At 61.3% G+C, this 15763-nt stretch carries 9 protein-coding genes, 5 tRNA genes, 3 rRNA genes and 1 pseudogene; 7 read left to right on the top strand and 11 right to left on the bottom strand.

All coding sequences use genetic code 11. The annotated features are described in order from the left end of the window. Window positions 1-69: 69 nt before the first annotated feature. From tuf to OJJOAM_RS10275, 9 genes are all read right to left on the bottom strand, one after another. Entirely contained in the window at window positions 70-1260 is a 1191-nt protein-coding gene (gene tuf / locus OJJOAM_RS10315) for an elongation factor Tu (RefSeq protein WP_238512233.1), read from the bottom strand. A gap of 43 nt (window positions 1261-1303) precedes the next feature. Then, window positions 1304-1378: transfer RNA gene (locus OJJOAM_RS10310), tRNA-Thr, on the bottom strand. 32 nt (window positions 1379-1410) lie between these two features. Then, window positions 1411-1484 (bottom strand) — tRNA-Gly (locus OJJOAM_RS10305). A gap of 51 nt (window positions 1485-1535) precedes the next feature. Continuing rightward, window positions 1536-1622: transfer RNA gene (locus OJJOAM_RS10300), tRNA-Tyr, on the bottom strand. A gap of 312 nt (window positions 1623-1934) precedes the next feature. Then, window positions 1935-2048, bottom strand: a 5S ribosomal RNA gene (gene rrf / locus OJJOAM_RS10295). 114 nt (window positions 2049-2162) lie between these two features. Continuing rightward, window positions 2163-5046, bottom strand: a 23S ribosomal RNA gene (locus tag OJJOAM_RS10290). A gap of 320 nt (window positions 5047-5366) precedes the next feature. Then, window positions 5367-5442, bottom strand: a tRNA-Ala gene (locus tag OJJOAM_RS10285). A gap of 12 nt (window positions 5443-5454) precedes the next feature. Continuing rightward, window positions 5455-5532: transfer RNA gene (locus tag OJJOAM_RS10280), tRNA-Ile, on the bottom strand. Between the two features lie 63 nt (window positions 5533-5595). Beyond that, window positions 5596-7129: ribosomal RNA gene (locus tag OJJOAM_RS10275) — 16S ribosomal RNA — on the bottom strand. Together the 16S, 23S and 5S rRNA genes with 5 tRNA genes alongside form the textbook arrangement of a ribosomal RNA operon. Before the next feature lie 155 nt (window positions 7130-7284). On the opposite strand from OJJOAM_RS10275, the gene OJJOAM_RS10270 reads away from it, so the two are divergent. From OJJOAM_RS10270 to OJJOAM_RS10250, 5 genes and pseudogenes are all read left to right on the top strand, one after another. Next, on the top strand, window positions 7285-7521 hold the full coding sequence (locus OJJOAM_RS10270) for a hypothetical protein (RefSeq protein WP_422647906.1): 237 nt from the start codon (window positions 7285-7287) through the stop codon (window positions 7519-7521). Between the two features lie 185 nt (window positions 7522-7706). Further along, window positions 7707-9398 (top strand): AMP-binding protein, encoded by a 1692-nt coding sequence (locus tag OJJOAM_RS10265; RefSeq protein WP_422647905.1) that lies wholly within the window; start codon window positions 7707-7709, stop codon window positions 9396-9398. Between the two features lie 92 nt (window positions 9399-9490). Further along, window positions 9491-9887: pseudogene (locus OJJOAM_RS10260) on the top strand (DUF488 domain-containing protein). Between the two features lie 397 nt (window positions 9888-10284). Beyond that, window positions 10285-11532, top strand: coding sequence for a nucleoside recognition domain-containing protein (locus OJJOAM_RS10255; RefSeq protein WP_422647904.1), 1248 nt, complete (start codon window positions 10285-10287; stop codon window positions 11530-11532). Between the two features lie 406 nt (window positions 11533-11938). Further along, window positions 11939-12223 (top strand): DUF1488 domain-containing protein, encoded by a 285-nt coding sequence (locus OJJOAM_RS10250; RefSeq protein WP_053822693.1) that lies wholly within the window; start codon window positions 11939-11941, stop codon window positions 12221-12223. 522 nt (window positions 12224-12745) lie between these two features. On the opposite strand, the gene OJJOAM_RS10245 is transcribed toward OJJOAM_RS10250, so the two are convergent. After that, on the bottom strand, window positions 12746-12964 hold the full coding sequence (locus OJJOAM_RS10245) for a hypothetical protein (protein ID WP_422647903.1): 219 nt from the start codon (window positions 12962-12964) through the stop codon (window positions 12746-12748). On the opposite strand from OJJOAM_RS10245, the gene OJJOAM_RS10240 reads away from it, so the two are divergent. Then, the gene (locus OJJOAM_RS10240) at window positions 12963-13793 is read left to right on the top strand and encodes an alpha/beta fold hydrolase (RefSeq protein ID WP_422647902.1); all 831 of its coding nucleotides are present in this window, start codon (window positions 12963-12965) and stop codon (window positions 13791-13793) included. The genes OJJOAM_RS10245 and OJJOAM_RS10240 overlap by 2 nt on opposite strands. 124 nt (window positions 13794-13917) lie before the next feature. On the opposite strand, the gene OJJOAM_RS10235 is transcribed toward OJJOAM_RS10240, so the two are convergent. Continuing rightward, complete coding sequence (locus OJJOAM_RS10235; RefSeq protein ID WP_422647901.1) at window positions 13918-14832, bottom strand: LysR family transcriptional regulator; 915 nt, start codon at window positions 14830-14832, stop codon at window positions 13918-13920. A gap of 104 nt (window positions 14833-14936) precedes the next feature. Here OJJOAM_RS10235 and OJJOAM_RS10230 point away from each other — a divergent pair, with 104 nt between their 5' ends. After that, a complete protein-coding gene (locus tag OJJOAM_RS10230) occupies window positions 14937-15686 on the top strand; it encodes an SDR family NAD(P)-dependent oxidoreductase (protein ID WP_422647900.1) in 750 nt (249 codons plus the stop codon). Window positions 15687-15763: the final 77 nt, after the last annotated feature.

The raw sequence follows: 15763 nt of genomic DNA, 5'->3' as shown, positions 1-15763 counted from the left end.
GGTCGGCTGGAGCCAACCCCACTGGCGGCAAACGCGGCCGGTTGGTGCCGCGTTTGCTGTCGTGACTGCTTAGTCCAGGATCTTGGCGACGACGCCGGCGCCGACGGTGCGGCCGCCTTCACGGATGGCGAAGCGCAGGCCTTCTTCCATCGCGATCGGGGCGATCAGCTTGACGGTGATCGACACGTTGTCGCCCGGCATGACCATTTCCTTGTCCTTCGGCAGCTCGATCGAGCCGGTCACGTCGGTCGTACGGAAATAGAACTGCGGACGGTAGTTGTTGAAGAACGGGGTGTGACGGCCGCCTTCGTCCTTCGACAGGATGTAGACCTCGCCGGTGAAGTGCGTATGCGGCTTGATCGAACCCGGCTTGCACAGCACCTGGCCGCGCTCGACGTCTTCACGCTTGGTGCCGCGCAGCAGCAGACCGACGTTGTCGCCAGCCTGGCCCTGGTCCAGCAGCTTGCGGAACATTTCCACGCCGGTGCAGGTGGTCTTGACCGTCGGGCGGATACCGACGATTTCGATTTCCTCGCCGACCTTGATCACGCCACGCTCGATACGGCCGGTCACCACGGTACCGCGGCCCGAGATCGAGAACACGTCTTCGACCGGCATCAGGAACGTGCCGTCCACGGCGCGCTCCGGCGTCGGGATGTAGGTGTCCAGTGCCTCGGCCAGGCGCATGATCGCCTCTTCGCCCAGGTCGCCCTTGTCGCCTTCGAGCGCCAGCTTGGCCGAACCCTTGATGATCGGGGTGTCGTCGCCGGGGAACTCGTACTTCGACAGCAGCTCGCGCACTTCCATTTCCACCAGCTCGAGCAGCTCGGCGTCGTCCACCATGTCGCACTTGTTCAGGAACACGATGATGTACGGCACGCCGACCTGGCGGGCCAGCAGGATGTGCTCGCGCGTCTGCGGCATCGGGCCGTCAGCGGCCGAGCACACCAGGATCGCGCCGTCCATCTGGGCAGCGCCGGTGATCATGTTCTTGACGTAGTCGGCGTGGCCCGGGCAGTCAACGTGCGCGTAGTGGCGGTTGGCCGTCTCGTACTCGACGTGCGCGGTGTTGATGGTAATACCGCGTGCCTTCTCTTCCGGCGCCGCATCGATTTCGTCGTACTTCTTCGCGGCACCGCCGAACTTCGCAGCCAGCACCGTCGCAATCGCCGCCGTCAGCGTCGTCTTGCCGTGGTCAACGTGACCAATCGTACCAACGTTCACGTGCGGCTTGGTCCGCTCGAACTTTTCCTTTGCCATTTCGCGACTCCTGTCTCGGTAGCGATATTGCCAGTGCGGTATTTGGTGCCCATGGGCAGGATCGAACTGCCGACCTCTCCCTTACCAAGGGAGTGCTCTACCACTGAGCCACATGGGCGAAACTTGATGACTGCGTTGCAGCAATCCTGCTGGAGCGGGTGAAGGGAATCGAACCCTCGTCGTAAGCTTGGAAGGCTTCTGCTCTACCATTGAGCTACACCCGCCCGGGTTACTTCACTTCACCGACATTGCCGGACTGCTGCTGCATTGCATTCTGGTGGAGAGGGTTGGATTCGAACCAACGTAGGCGTAAGCCAACAGATTTACAGTCTGCCCCCCTTTAGCCACTCGGGCACCTCTCCGCAGAGAACTTGCGATTATGGTGTAATCGCCCCCGCCTGTCAAGCGCTTTCCCTCTGCTTTGCCAGGAAAACGGCTTGTTCGATCGTCGGCGGAAACGGGCTGCGGCGGCCCGTGGCGAACCATCTTCGCGGACACCGGAAACGATGTCCTCTCACCCTATAGGGGCCCGCAAAACGGCCTGGAACGCGGCTGCAGCGGCCGGGATATGGCGGTCGAGCAACCTGGGAGTGCGGTGGACTGGCCCGCTTTCCGCGGCCGCAAAGCAAAACACCCCAGACCTTGGGAGATCTGGGGTGTCTTGGGGATGGAGAGCCTGGCGATGACCTACTTTCACACGGGTAGTCCGCACTATCATCGGCGCGAAGTCGTTTCACGGTCCTGTTCGGGATGGGAAGGGGTGGTTCCGACTTGCTATGGTCACCAGGCATAAAGGGTTGCCGGACTGGCTTGAGGCCAATCTGGCGTATTGGGATGTAGCGTCGGGTTGTGCTGTATGGCACGTATGCGGCAACACCAGCGGATCTAAACGCACTGGTTATAGGATCAAGCCTTACGGGCAATTAGTACTGGTTAGCTTAACGCATTACTGCGCTTCCACACCCAGCCTATCAACGTCCTGGTCTTGAACGACCCTTCAAGGAGCTCAAGGCTCCAGGGAATCCTCATCTTCAGGCGAGTTTCCCGCTTAGATGCTTTCAGCGGTTATCTCTTCCGTACATAGCTACCCTGCGATGCCTCTGGCGAGACAACAGGTACACCAGCGGTACGTCCACTCCGGTCCTCTCGTACTAGGAGCAGCCCCCGTCAAGATTCCAACGCCCACGGCAGATAGGGACCAAACTGTCTCACGACGTTTTAAACCCAGCTCACGTACCTCTTTAAATGGCGAACAGCCATACCCTTGGGACCGGCTACAGCCCCAGGATGAGATGAGCCGACATCGAGGTGCCAAACACCGCCGTCGATATGAACTCTTGGGCGGTATCAGCCTGTTATCCCCAGAGTACCTTTTATCCGTTGAGCGATGGCCCTTCCATTCAGAACCACCGGATCACTATGTCCTGCTTTCGCACCTGCTCGACTTGTCGGTCTCGCAGTTAAGCACGCTTTTGCCATTGCACTTTAGGTACGATGTCCGACCGTACCAAGCGTACCTTCGAACTCCTCCGTTACACTTTGGGAGGAGACCGCCCCAGTCAAACTGCCTACCATGCACTGTCCCCGACCCGGATTCACGGGCCTAGGTTAGAACCTCAAACAAACCAGGGTGGTATTTCAAGGACGGCTCCACGAGAACTGGCGTCCTCGCTTCAAAGCCTCCCACCTATCCTACACAGATCGGTTCAAAGTCCAATGCAAAGCTGCAGTAAAGGTTCATGGGGTCTTTCCGTCTAGCCGCGGGGAGATTGCATCATCACAAACACTTCAACTTCGCTGAGTCTCGGGAGGAGACAGTGTGGCCATCGTTACGCCATTCGTGCAGGTCGGAACTTACCCGACAAGGAATTTCGCTACCTTAGGACCGTTATAGTTACGGCCGCCGTTTACCGGGACTTCAATCAAGAGCTTGCACCCCATCATTTAATCTTCCGGCACCGGGCAGGCGTCACACCCTATACGTCCACTTTCGTGTTTGCAGAGTGCTGTGTTTTTATTAAACAGTCGCAGCCACCATTTTATTGCAACCCCGTCACCCTTCTGGCGCAGGCCAGTCAAGCTACCAGGGCGTACCTTATCCCGAAGTTACGGTACCAATTTGCCGAGTTCCTTCTCCCGAGTTCTCTCAAGCGCCTTAGAATACTCATCTCGCCCACCTGTGTCGGTTTGCGGTACGGTCTCGTATGACTGAAGCTTAGAGGCTTTTCTTGGGACCCCTTCCGATTGCTTCGCAGCACTAGGCCGCTCGCCCCACATCCTTGAATTCCGCGCCCGGATTTGCCTAAGCGCCTTCTCCAATGCAGGGACCGGGACTTCCAACACCCGGACAACCTTCCGCGATCCGTCCCCCCCATCGCATCATACGACGGTGCAGGAATATTAACCTGCTTCCCATCAGCTACGCATCTCTGCCTCGCCTTAGGGGCCGACTCACCCTACGCCGATGAACGTTGCGTAGGAAACCTTGGGCTTACGGCGAGGGGGCCTTTCACCCCCTTTATCGCTACTCATGTCAGCATTCGCACTTCCGATACCTCCAGCATCCTTTACAAGACACCTTCACAGGCTTACGGAACGCTCTCCTACCACGCGCACAAGGCGCGTCCGCAGCTTCGGTGACTGGCTTAGCCCCGTTACATCTTCCGCGCAGGACGACTCGATCAGTGAGCTATTACGCTTTCTTTAAAGGGTGGCTGCTTCTAAGCCAACCTCCTGACTGTTTTAGCCTTCCCACTTCGTTTCCCACTTAGCCAATCTTGGGGACCTTAGCTGGCGGTCTGGGTTGTTTCCCTCTTGACACCGGACGTTAGCACCCGATGTCTGTCTCCCGTGATTGCACTCTTCGGTATTCGGAGTTTGCTATGGCGGGGTAATCAGCAATAGACCCCCCAACCATGACAGTGCTCTACCCCCGAAGGTGAGACACGAGGCACTACCTAAATAGTTTTCGGAGAGAACCAGCTATTTCCAGACTTGTTTAGCCTTTCACCCCTATCCACAGCTCATCCCCTAACTTTTCAACGTTAGTGGGTTCGGTCCTCCAGTACGTGTTACCGCACCTTCAACCTGGCCATGGATAGATCGTCTGGTTTCGGGTCTACACCCAGCGACTCAATCGCCCTATTCGGACTCGCTTTCGCTACGCCTTCCCTAACCGGTTAAGCTTGCCACTGAATGTAAGTCGCTGACCCATTATACAAAAGGTACGCCGTCACCCGTTTCCAGGCTCCGACTGTTTGTATGCATGCGGTTTCAGGATCTATTTCACTCCCCTCCCGGGGGTTCTTTTCGCCTTTCCCTCACGGTACTGGTTCACTATCGGTCGATCACGAGTATTTAGCCTTGGAGGATGGTCCCCCCATCTTCAGACAGGATTTCACGTGTCCCGCCCTACTTGTCGTACCCCTAGTTCCACAACGCGGTTTTCGCATACAGGGCTATCACCTGCTATGGCCGGGCTTTCCATCCCGTTTTGCTAACCACACTGCTAAAAAGTACAAGGCTCATCCCATTTCGTTCGCCACTACTTTGGGAATCTCGGTTGATTTCTGTTCCTGCAGCTACTTAGATGTTTCAGTTCGCCGCGTTCGCTTCCCACACCTATGGATTCAGTGTGGGATGACCCATACGGGCCGGGTTTCCCCCATTCGGACATCTCCGGATCAAAGCTCGTTTGCCAGCTCCCCGAAGCTTTTCGCAGGCTACCGCGTCCTTCATCGCCTGTGATCGCCAAGGCATCCACCACATGCACTTGTTCGCTTGACCCTATAACGAGTGCGTCTACGACGCGCCCCGCTACAGGTTGAGTTCTCGCATTTGTGCCGTATTCCAAGTCATCTTTCGATCACTTAAATACTTTGGTTGATACAATCACAACCCGGTATCGCGCGATCAGTCTCGATCGTCCACGCGCCTCATCAACGCGTCGCGACACCTTTACTACATCCCATTTTGTTAAAGAACAGCCAACGTGCATGCGCACATCGTCTTGGCCAATGCCAAAGGCAAACGCTCATGCGAAGCGCTTGCCTTTGACAACTGCCCGGTCTTGCTCGCACCGACAGCAATGCTTGCTGTCAGGCGGGTGGTGGAGGATGACGGGATCGAACCGACGACCCCCTGCTTGCAAAGCAGGTGCTCTCCCAGCTGAGCTAATCCCCCCTCATCTAAGACTGGTGGGTCTGGTAGGACTTGAACCTACGACCCCCCGCCTTATCAAGACGGTGCTCTAACCACCTGAGCTACAGACCCTTGGCTGTAACACTCGAACCAACCGATAAGTGTGAACGCTCGACTTGAGCAAGTCGTGCTCGGAAAGGAGGTGATCCAGCCGCACCTTCCGATACGGCTACCTTGTTACGACTTCACCCCAGTCATGAACCCTGCCGTGGTAATCGCCCTCCTTGCGGTTAGGCTAACTACTTCTGGCAAAACCCACTCCCATGGTGTGACGGGCGGTGTGTACAAGACCCGGGAACGTATTCACCGCGGCATGCTGATCCGCGATTACTAGCGATTCCAGCTTCACGTAGTCGAGTTGCAGACTACGATCCGGACTACGATGCGTTTTCTGGGATTAGCTCCCCCCTCGCGGGTTGGCAACCCTCTGTACGCACCATTGTATGACGTGTGAAGCCCTACCCATAAGGGCCATGAGGACTTGACGTCATCCCCACCTTCCTCCGGTTTGTCACCGGCAGTCTCTCTAGAGTGCCCTTGCGTAGCAACTAGAGACAAGGGTTGCGCTCGTTGCGGGACTTAACCCAACATCTCACGACACGAGCTGACGACAGCCATGCAGCACCTGTGTCCACTTTCCCTTTCGGGCACCTAATGCATCTCTGCTTCGTTAGTGGCATGTCAAGGGTAGGTAAGGTTTTTCGCGTTGCATCGAATTAATCCACATCATCCACCGCTTGTGCGGGTCCCCGTCAATTCCTTTGAGTTTTAATCTTGCGACCGTACTCCCCAGGCGGTCAACTTCACGCGTTAGCTACGTTACTGAGGAAATGAATCCCCAACAACTAGTTGACATCGTTTAGGGCGTGGACTACCAGGGTATCTAATCCTGTTTGCTCCCCACGCTTTCGTGCATGAGCGTCAGTCTCGTCCCAGGGGGCTGCCTTCGCCATCGGTATTCCTCCACATCTCTACGCATTTCACTGCTACACGTGGAATTCTACCCCCCCTCTGACGCACTCTAGCCTTGCAGTCACAAGCGCCATTCCCAGGTTGAGCCCGGGGATTTCACGCCTGTCTTACAAAACCGCCTGCGCACGCTTTACGCCCAGTAATTCCGATTAACGCTCGCACCCTACGTATTACCGCGGCTGCTGGCACGTAGTTAGCCGGTGCTTATTCTTCCGGTACCGTCATCCACGCCAGGTATTAGCCAGCGCGATTTCTTTCCGGACAAAAGTGCTTTACAACCCGAAGGCCTTCTTCACACACGCGGCATTGCTGGATCAGGGTTGCCCCCATTGTCCAAAATTCCCCACTGCTGCCTCCCGTAGGAGTCTGGGCCGTGTCTCAGTCCCAGTGTGGCTGATCGTCCTCTCAGACCAGCTACTGATCGTCGCCTTGGTAGGCCTTTACCCCACCAACTAGCTAATCAGACATCGGCCGCTCCTATTGCGCGAGGCCTTACGGTCCCCCGCTTTCACCCTCAGGTCGTATGCGGTATTAGCTAATCTTTCGACTAGTTATCCCCCACAACAGGGCACGTTCCGATGTATTACTCACCCGTTCGCCACTCGCCGCCAGGCCGAAGCCCGCGCTGCCGTTCGACTTGCATGTGTAAGGCATGCCGCCAGCGTTCAATCTGAGCCAGGATCAAACTCTTCAGTTCAAATCCCTTGTGGTGCCGAAGCACCTCGCTCTTTCGAGCGGTCGCTCACTCTCAGAAAACTGACTGGCTCCATCGTCTTGACGCCGATGAAGCCACGTTTTGCTGTGCGAGCACTTGATAACTTTTGAGCTGCCGCCGATCCCGAAGAATCGGCTGTGACTGCCGCTATCGAGCGCCCACACTTATCGGTTGTTCGTTTGTTAAAGAACTCACGCGCCGGCTTTGCCGTTCGCGTCGCTGCGTTGTCAGCAGCAGAGAAACGAGATTATGCAGAACATTTCGCTTCTCGTCAACAGGTTGTCAGCACTTTTTTGCTGCGGCTCCAGCACCGCAGCGCCTTCGCCTTCCCCGCCAACCCCGCCGCCGTTCGGCTGCGAGGGGGCGAATATTAAGGGACGGCGCACCCGAAGGCAAGCAAATTAAGTAAAAACCCGAATTCGGCCTTGAAGTGCTTCAAAGTCAACAAATGTCGCACCGGTGACAGCTTCGGTGGAACGCTTCGCCTAAGCTGGCGCCCCATACCTATAAGAGAAGCACCCCTGACTACGATTCAGTCAATCAGTCGAAGGAGACAACCATGACGCTGATCCCGAACGCCGGCCTGTCGCTGGTCACTGGCGCCACCGACGTGCCGCTTTCGGACCAGACCATCGCCGAATTGCTGGCCGCCACGGCGGCGGCCCACCCGGACGCGGAAGCCGTCGTCTTCCGCGAGCAGGCAATCCGCTGGACTTGGCGCCAGTTCAGCGAGCAGGTCGACCGCCTGGCCACCGGCTTGCTGGCGCGCGGCATCGCGCGCGGCGACCGCGTCGGCATCTGGTCGCCGAACCGGCAGGAGTGGCTGGTGACCCAGTTCGCCACTGCCCGCATCGGCGCCATCCTGGTCAATATCAACCCGGCCTACCGGTTGGCAGAGCTGGAGTACGCGCTGAACAAGGCCGGCGTCCGGATGCTGATCACGGCCGCGCGCTTCAAGTCGAGCAACTATATCGAGATGCTGCAGAAGCTGGCGCCGGAGTTGGCCGACAGCCGGCCGGGCGCGCTGCGGGCGGCTCGACTGCCCACGCTGCAATGGGTCGTGCGCATGGGTGAGGAGGACACCGCCGGCATGCTGCGCTATGCCGACCTGCTGTCCCGGCCCGATCCCGCTGTGCTGGACGCCACCGGTTCGGCGCTCGGCCCGCACGATCCGATCAATATCCAGTTCACCAGCGGTACCACCGGCAACCCCAAGGGCGCCACGCTGACGCACCATAACGTGGTCAACAACGGCCGCTTCGTGGCGATGGCGATGCGGCTGACCGACCGCGATTCGCTGTGCATCCCCGTGCCGCTATACCACTGCTTCGGCATGGTGCTGTCGGTGCTGGCCTGCGTCAGCGTCGGCGCGCGCATGATCTTCCCCGGCGAGGCCTTCGAACCGCTGGCGACCATGCAGGCCGTGCACGAGGAGCGCTGCACCGCCCTGCACGGCGTGCCGACCATGTTCATCGCCCAGCTCGACCACCCCGAGTTCGCGAAATTCGACTTCACCTCGCTGCGCACCGGCATCATGGCCGGCGCGCCCTGCCCGATCGAGGTGATGAAGCGGGTCATCAAGGACATGCACATGGCAGAGGTGACGATCGCCTATGGCATGACCGAAACCAGCCCGGTCTCCTTCCAGAGCGCGACCGACGATCCGCTGGAAAAGCGCGTGGCGACGGTCGGCCGGGTCCAGCCGCATCTGCAGTGCAAGATCGTCGACGAAACCGGGCAGGTCGTGCCGGTCGGCGCCACCGGGGAGCTGTGCACCCGCGGCTATTCGGTGATGCTGGGCTACTGGGAGGACGAGGACCGCACGCGCGAGGCGATCCGCGACGGCTGGATGCATACCGGCGACCTGGCCACGATCGACGAGCAGGGCTATTGCAATATCGTCGGCCGGGTCAAGGACATGGTGATCCGCGGTGGCGAGAACCTGTATCCGCGCGAGATCGAGGAATTCCTGTTCCGCCATCCGAAGGTGCAGGCAGTGCAGGTATTCGGCGTGCCCGATCCGAAGTATGGCGAGGAGTTGTGCGCGTGGATCGTGCTCAAACCCGGGCAGAGCGCGACCGAGGAGGAGATCCGGGAGTTCTGCCGGGATCAGATTGCGCACTACAAGATCCCGCGTTATGTTCGTTTCGTCGACGACATGCCGATGACGGTCACCGGCAAGGTGCAGAAGTTCGTGATGCGGGAAACGATGATTCGCGAACTGGGACTCGAGCCGGCAGCGACCGCCTGACCGTCCTCCGCTGTGACGGCCGGCGCTTCGGCGTCGGCCGCCGAGGCCCACGCCGCCCACACCGCCCCCCACCGTAGACAGGAGCGCCCGTCATGGCCGTCCACATCGTCAGGCTCGGAACCCCGCGCAGCGCCGGCGAAGGCCTGCGCATCGGCACGGTGCGCCGGCCGCCCCGCGGCGTGCCGCGCAGCGAATACGCGAGCCGCGACTTCTACGATGTCTGGTTCCCGCTGCTGTCGCCCTCCCCGGAGCTGGTCGCCGAAGCCAAGCACGCCCAGGAAGAGGGGAGACGACAAGGCCTGGCGCCATTTCGAGCGCCGCTTCCAGACCGAGATGGCCGAGCCGGAGGCCAGCCGCACGCTCGACCTGCTGGCCGCGCTGTCGCACCAGACCAATTTCGCGATCGGCTGCTATTGCGAGGACGAGCAGCGCTGCCACCGGTCGATCCTGCGCAAGCTGCTGGCCAAGCGCGGCGCGGCGTTCGCCTAGGTCGGTCCTGCAGTAGGGCGATGGCGGGACCGCGACGCCAAAGCGGCGGAGCCGGGGCGGAGTGGCGGAGCCGGCGCGGAGTGGCGGAGCCGGCGCGGAGTGGCCGAGCCGGCGCGGAGTGGCGGAGCCGGCGCGGAGTGGCCGAGCCGGTGCGGAGTGGCCGAGCCGGTGCGGAGCGGCGGGGACCGCGGTAAGCGGCGAGAGCGGCGGCACTCCCCCGCGGACCGCGGTGACGGCGGGCAGCCCCAGGGAGCCGCGGCCAGCGGCCACGCTATGATAGGCGCCTTGCGCACCACGCCGGTCTTTGCAGCTCGCCATGCGGGCTGCGCCCGCAGTTCCCGCGGATCCGCCCGTTGATCCGCCCCGCTTATTTGCCCGCTTACTTCCCGCTACGCCCATGGCATTGAACCTGGTCTGGCTGTCCTTTTTCCTGTCCGCCTTCGCCATCGGCTGCGTGCGGCTGGCACATGGCGATGCCGCCATCTTTCCGGCCATGCTGGCGAGCCTGTTCGACAGCGCCCGCACCGCCTTCGAGATCTCGTTGAGCCTGGCCGGCATCATGGCGCTGTGGCTGGGCATCATGCGGATCGGCGAGCGCGGCGGCGTGGTGCAGGGCTTCGCGCGCGCGGTCAATCCGGTGCTGCGGCACCTGTTCCCCGGCGTGCCGCAAGGCCATCCCGCCCAGGGCGCGATGATGATGAACGTCTCGGCCAATATGCTGGGGCTCGACAATGCCGCGACGCCGCTGGGCCTGAACGCGATGCGCGAGCTGCAGACGCTGAACGACAAGCCCGACACCGCGACCGATGCGCAGATCATGTTCATCGTGCTCAATACTGCCGGTTTGACGCTGATTCCGACCTCGGTGATCGCGATGCGGCAGGCGGTCGCGCTGAAACAGGGCCTCGTGGGCTTCAACGCCGCGGACATCTTCCTGCCGACGCTGCTGGCGACCGGCGTGTCGTGCCTCGCCGGGCTCGTCGCGGTGGCATGGACGCAGCGGCTCAATCTGTTCAAGCCCGCCATCCTCGGCACGCTGGTGGCGATCGTGGCCGCGCTCGGCGGTCTGGCCGTCTGGCTGCGCCACGCGCCGGCCCCGCAGGTCGACACCGTGACCGCGCTGGCCGGCAGCCTCTTTATCCTGGGCCTGATTGTGCTGTTCCTGCTGTGCGGCGCGGTGCGGCGGGTCAACGTCTACGAGGCCTTCGTCGACGGCGCCAAGGAAGGCTTCGGCGTTGCGGTGCAGATCATCCCCTACCTGGTGGCGATCCTGGTGGCGATCGGGCTATTCCGCGCCAGCGGCGGCATGGACTGGCTGATGCAGGGCCTGGCGGCGGCCGTTGCCAGCCTCGGACTGAATACCGACTTCGTGCCGGCGCTGCCGGTCGGCCTGATGAAGGTACTGTCCGGCGCCGGCGCGCGCGGGCTGATGGTCGACGTCATGACGACCTACGGCGTCGATTCCTTCCAAGGCAAGCTGGCCGCGATCATCCAGGGGTCGACCGAGACCACTTTCTATGTGCTGGCGGTCTACTTCGGCAGCGTCAATGTGCGTCGTACCCGGCACGCGCTGGGTTGCGCGCTGTTCGCCGATGCGGTCGGGCTGGTCGCGGCCATCGGCATTGCCTATCTCTTCTTCCATTGACGGGACTGGGCTGGCGGCTTAGAGGGACAGATAACTGTTGCACCGACGCAACGAAATCGTACCGATTACGGCTTTTTGATACGCGGACCTTGGTGCGTCGCAACAAGCCGCGTATAGTGAAGTCTGTCTCCTCCACCACCTCGGTGGATTCCAGCCCGCGCACAACCTGCGCGGGTTTTTTTCGTCCACATTTGGCCGCTAGGTGACGAAAGCAGCGCGTTTGGGGCCCAGAGTGATTGCTGCATCGCAGCACAATCGCGCCCGTGAAGTAAGCGAGCACTCGCAATCGAACGCAGGGCCCCAAGCAAAGCGGGGCCAGATCCGACCCGACGCCTGCCGGCTGGCGTGTGCCGCCCGATATCCTAGAATGGTCGTGACTCCCGTCCCTTTCCGGCCGAGGCACGCCATGCCTGAGATCCTGTTTCCCAGCAGCGTCCCCACTTACTGCGCAGCCAGCCTGACGCTGTCGTGCCCCGCCACCGTCAACGGCCAACCGTCCCGCTATTCGATCACCGCCGAAGCGCTCGAGTCGCATTTCGGCGCGCGCTCGCCCCGGGAGGAAGACCTGGTACGCGCCTTCACCGACCACCGGCCGCGCATCGAAAGCATCGCGCAGTCGCTGTTCGAGATGACCCGTTCGCGCAATATCGTGCTGCGCAGCGGGCACGTCCGCTTCGTTCCAGAATCCTGATCCCCCGCCGGCTACTAGCCCAATCCCTTCACCAGGGCTGAGGTCGGTACGCGAAGTCGAACCTCAGCGCATCGAGGGATGGAAGGAGCTCGTGACTCCGTGGCCGGGCGCTGAAACCTCCGCCGCAAGATCAGGGACCTGCAAACGCCCGCCGCCCGGGTCCTTGTCCAAGCCTCCGCGTCGCTTGCTGTTGTCGCGAAATTCCGCGGGGACTGCCGCGCGCCCACTCAGGCGAGCCAAATTCCGCAGGTACTGCCACGCGTCCACTCAGGCGAGCCAAATTCTGGCATTCGACGAGTTTCGCAATCAGGCGAAAGGATTGGCGCCGCGCGAACAACATGCTGTTTCTTCACACGCGCCTAGTGCCTGAAAAACATGACGGCTAGGATTCAACGCAACCCGTCAAGTACCGATACATCGATCCCTTGCGATGGCGGCGGGTGCGATGCCACCCCATTTTCTTGACCCCCCTCACTTCGCCAATCATTCCTCCAGTGGAAGACGAGGAATCTTCGTCGGAGCTTATCCGTTTATTCCGTTTGCACGATCCAACAAAAGCCTTGATGCCATGAAACTCGCTTCTACATCGCCGTCCGTCTCTGGGGGAATCACCCGCCGCCAACTGCTGTCACTCGGAACGGGTGCCGCAGTAGCTGCGTCCTTGCCCATCGCGGCTACGGCCGCTTCGACGACGTCCACCGCGCGGATCACCGCGGCAACCTCACAGAGGAATTTCGCCATGAACTTTGTCACTACCAAGGACGGTGTCCAGATCTTCTTCAAGGACTGGGGTCCCGCCGATGCGACGCCGATCGTCTTCTCTCACGGATGGCCGCTGAGTTCCGACGATTGGGATGCCCAGATGATGTTCTTTCTGGCCAAGGGCTATCGCGTCATTGCCCATGATCGGCGCGGCCATGGCCGCTCGTCGCAGGTTTGGGAAGGACACGACATGGACCACTACGCCGACGACCTGGCAGCAGTGGTAACGCATCTTGATCTCAAGGGCGCCATCCACGTGGGCCACTCCACGGGCGGGGGCGAAGTCGTGCGCTACCTGGCGCGGCACGGCGAGAAGCGGGCCTCGAAGGCCTGCCTGATCGCCGCGGTTCCGCCGCTGATGGTCAAGACGTCATCCCATCCGGGCGGTCTGCCGAAGGAGGTGTTTGACGGCCTGCAATTGCAGACGGCGACCAATCGGGCGCAGTTTTTCCGGGACCTTCCCGCGGGGCCGTTCTATGGTTTCAACCGGCCGGGCGCAAAGCCTCAGGAAGGCCTGATCCAGAATTGGTGGCGGCAAGCCATGATGGGCAGCGCGAAGGCGCATTACGACGGCATCGTGGCGTTCTCGCAGACCGACTTCACCGAGGATCTGAAGAAGATCAATTTGCCCGTGCTGGTGATGCACGGCGATGACGATCAAATCGTGCCCTACTCGGAATCCGGACCCTTGTCGGCCAAGCTCTTGAAGAAAGGCATCCTGAAGACGTACAAAGGCTTCCCGCATGGAATGCCGACGACGCAGGCGGAGGTCATCAACGCTGATCTCTTGGATTTCCTGAAGGCCTGAGCGGCCGAAGAAGATAACTGCCCGGTCCGCTTCGAAGCGGACCGGCAGTCGTTGCCCCCTTGGCCGATGCCGGAGCGTGATCGAACGCATCGGTACATTGCCCCCTATCAGCGCTCGCATCGGCTCACGCTCGCATCGCATGCGCGCCTTCGGCCTGGCCGGCGAGTTCCGCTGCGACAAAATCCACCAATACGCTGGCGCGCGCCGGCATCCGTCGACCGAATCCGTGCAGCACCTGCAGCGGTACCGCGCGCAGCGCCAAGTCGGGCACTACGCGCCGCAGCCGCCCGGCATCGAGGTCAGCCTGCACGGCGACCTGCAGCAGCTGGGCGATACCCAGGCCGTTGAGCGCCGCCGTGCGCATCGCAGCGCCATTGTCGGCATCGAACGATCCCTCCGTCTGCAGCCGCGTGCCGTCCGCCAGCGTGATCGGCATGGCTTGTCCGGCCAGCCGATAACGCACGTGGCGATGGTGCAGCAGGTCCGCCGCCGTGCGAGGCTCCCCGCCACGTTCCAGGTACGCCGGCGACGCCACGAGCACCACAGGAAGGTTTGTCAGGTGCCGTGCATGCAGGCCGCTGTCAGCCGCGTGACCGGCGCGAAAGGCGAGGTCGAACCCCTCGCGGATCAGATCGGCGTGCTGGTCGCTGAAGCTGACGTCCAGCGACAGACGCGGATGGCGCGGCATCAGTTTCGCCGTGATCGCGGCCAGCAATGTCGCACCCAGATCGCCCGGCATGCTGATGCGAAGATGACCCGCCACCGCCGTCTCCGACGGCGCCACCAAGCCCGCGCTTGCTTCTTCGAGCCCCCGTACCAGCGGCGCGACCCGCCGGTAGAAGACGGTCCCTTCGTCGGTCAAGGCGAAGGCGCGGGTAGATCGGTGAAATAGCTTCACGCCCAACCTGGCTTCAAGGCGCGACACGCTCTTCGAAACGGCCGAAGGCGTAGTGCCGAGGAGCCTCGCGGCACTGGTAAACGAACCGGTTTCCACCGCACGGACAAAGGCGGAAAGGCCATGGAGACGTTCTATCGACATGGAAGACAATTTGGCACAAGTCATACGTCCAATGCAGGGCTGCCCCCCTTGCGACGGATCCTTTAGATTTTCAAGCTCATCCAACAGGAACGTCGAGGTACACGGTGAGCAAGCTTGAAGGAAAGGTCGCGGTCATCACGGGTGGCAACAGCGGTATCGGATTGGCGATGGCAAAGCGGTTCGTCAACGAGGGGGCCCAGGTGCTCATCGTTGGCCGGCGCGGTGACGCCGTCGACGCGGCGGTGGCCGAACTGGGGCCCCGTGCAATTGGCCTGACAGGCGATATCGCCGATCTGTCCACGCACGATCGTGTCTCGGCGGAGGTCACCAAGCGGTTCGGCGGGGCCGACATCTACGTGGCCAACGCGGGCATGAACCAGATCAGGCCGTCCGGCCAGGTCGACGTCGACGAGTACGACGCACAGTTCGCCACCAACACGCGAGGGGTGTTCTTCGGCGTGCAGAAGATCGTGCCGGTGTTACGCGACGGCGGCTCCATTCTCCTTGTCAGTTCGATTGCCAGCGCCAAGGTACTCGATGGACACGCCGTCTATGCCGGTACCAAAGCAGCGATTGAAGCGTTCGCGCAGAGCTGGGCGCTCGAGTTCAAGGCGCGTGGCATTCGGGTGAACGTCATCAGCCCAGGCCCCGTCGATACGCCGATCCTGGCCAAGCTCGGCGTTACGGAGCATGACCGGCCCGCTTTCGAGGCAGGCGTGGCAAGTGCCATTCCGCTCGGTCGCCTTGGGCGTGCCGACGAGATTGCCTCTGCGGCGCTGATGCTGGCCAGTGGTGAAGGCAGCTTCATCACCGGCGTGAACCTGCGCGTCGATGGCGGGATCGCGCTGGCCTGATATGGCTGACTGCACATGGCCCGGCGGCTTGGGCCGGCCAGCAACGCTGCTGCCGTAGATGGAAGAAAAGCGCCGCG

The sequence above is a fragment of the Cupriavidus sp. H18C1 genome, from assembly GCF_049311595.1.
In the GTDB taxonomy this organism is placed as follows: domain Bacteria; phylum Pseudomonadota; class Gammaproteobacteria; order Burkholderiales; family Burkholderiaceae; genus Cupriavidus; species Cupriavidus cauae.
This window is presented reverse-complemented; position numbering and strand designations above follow the sequence as displayed.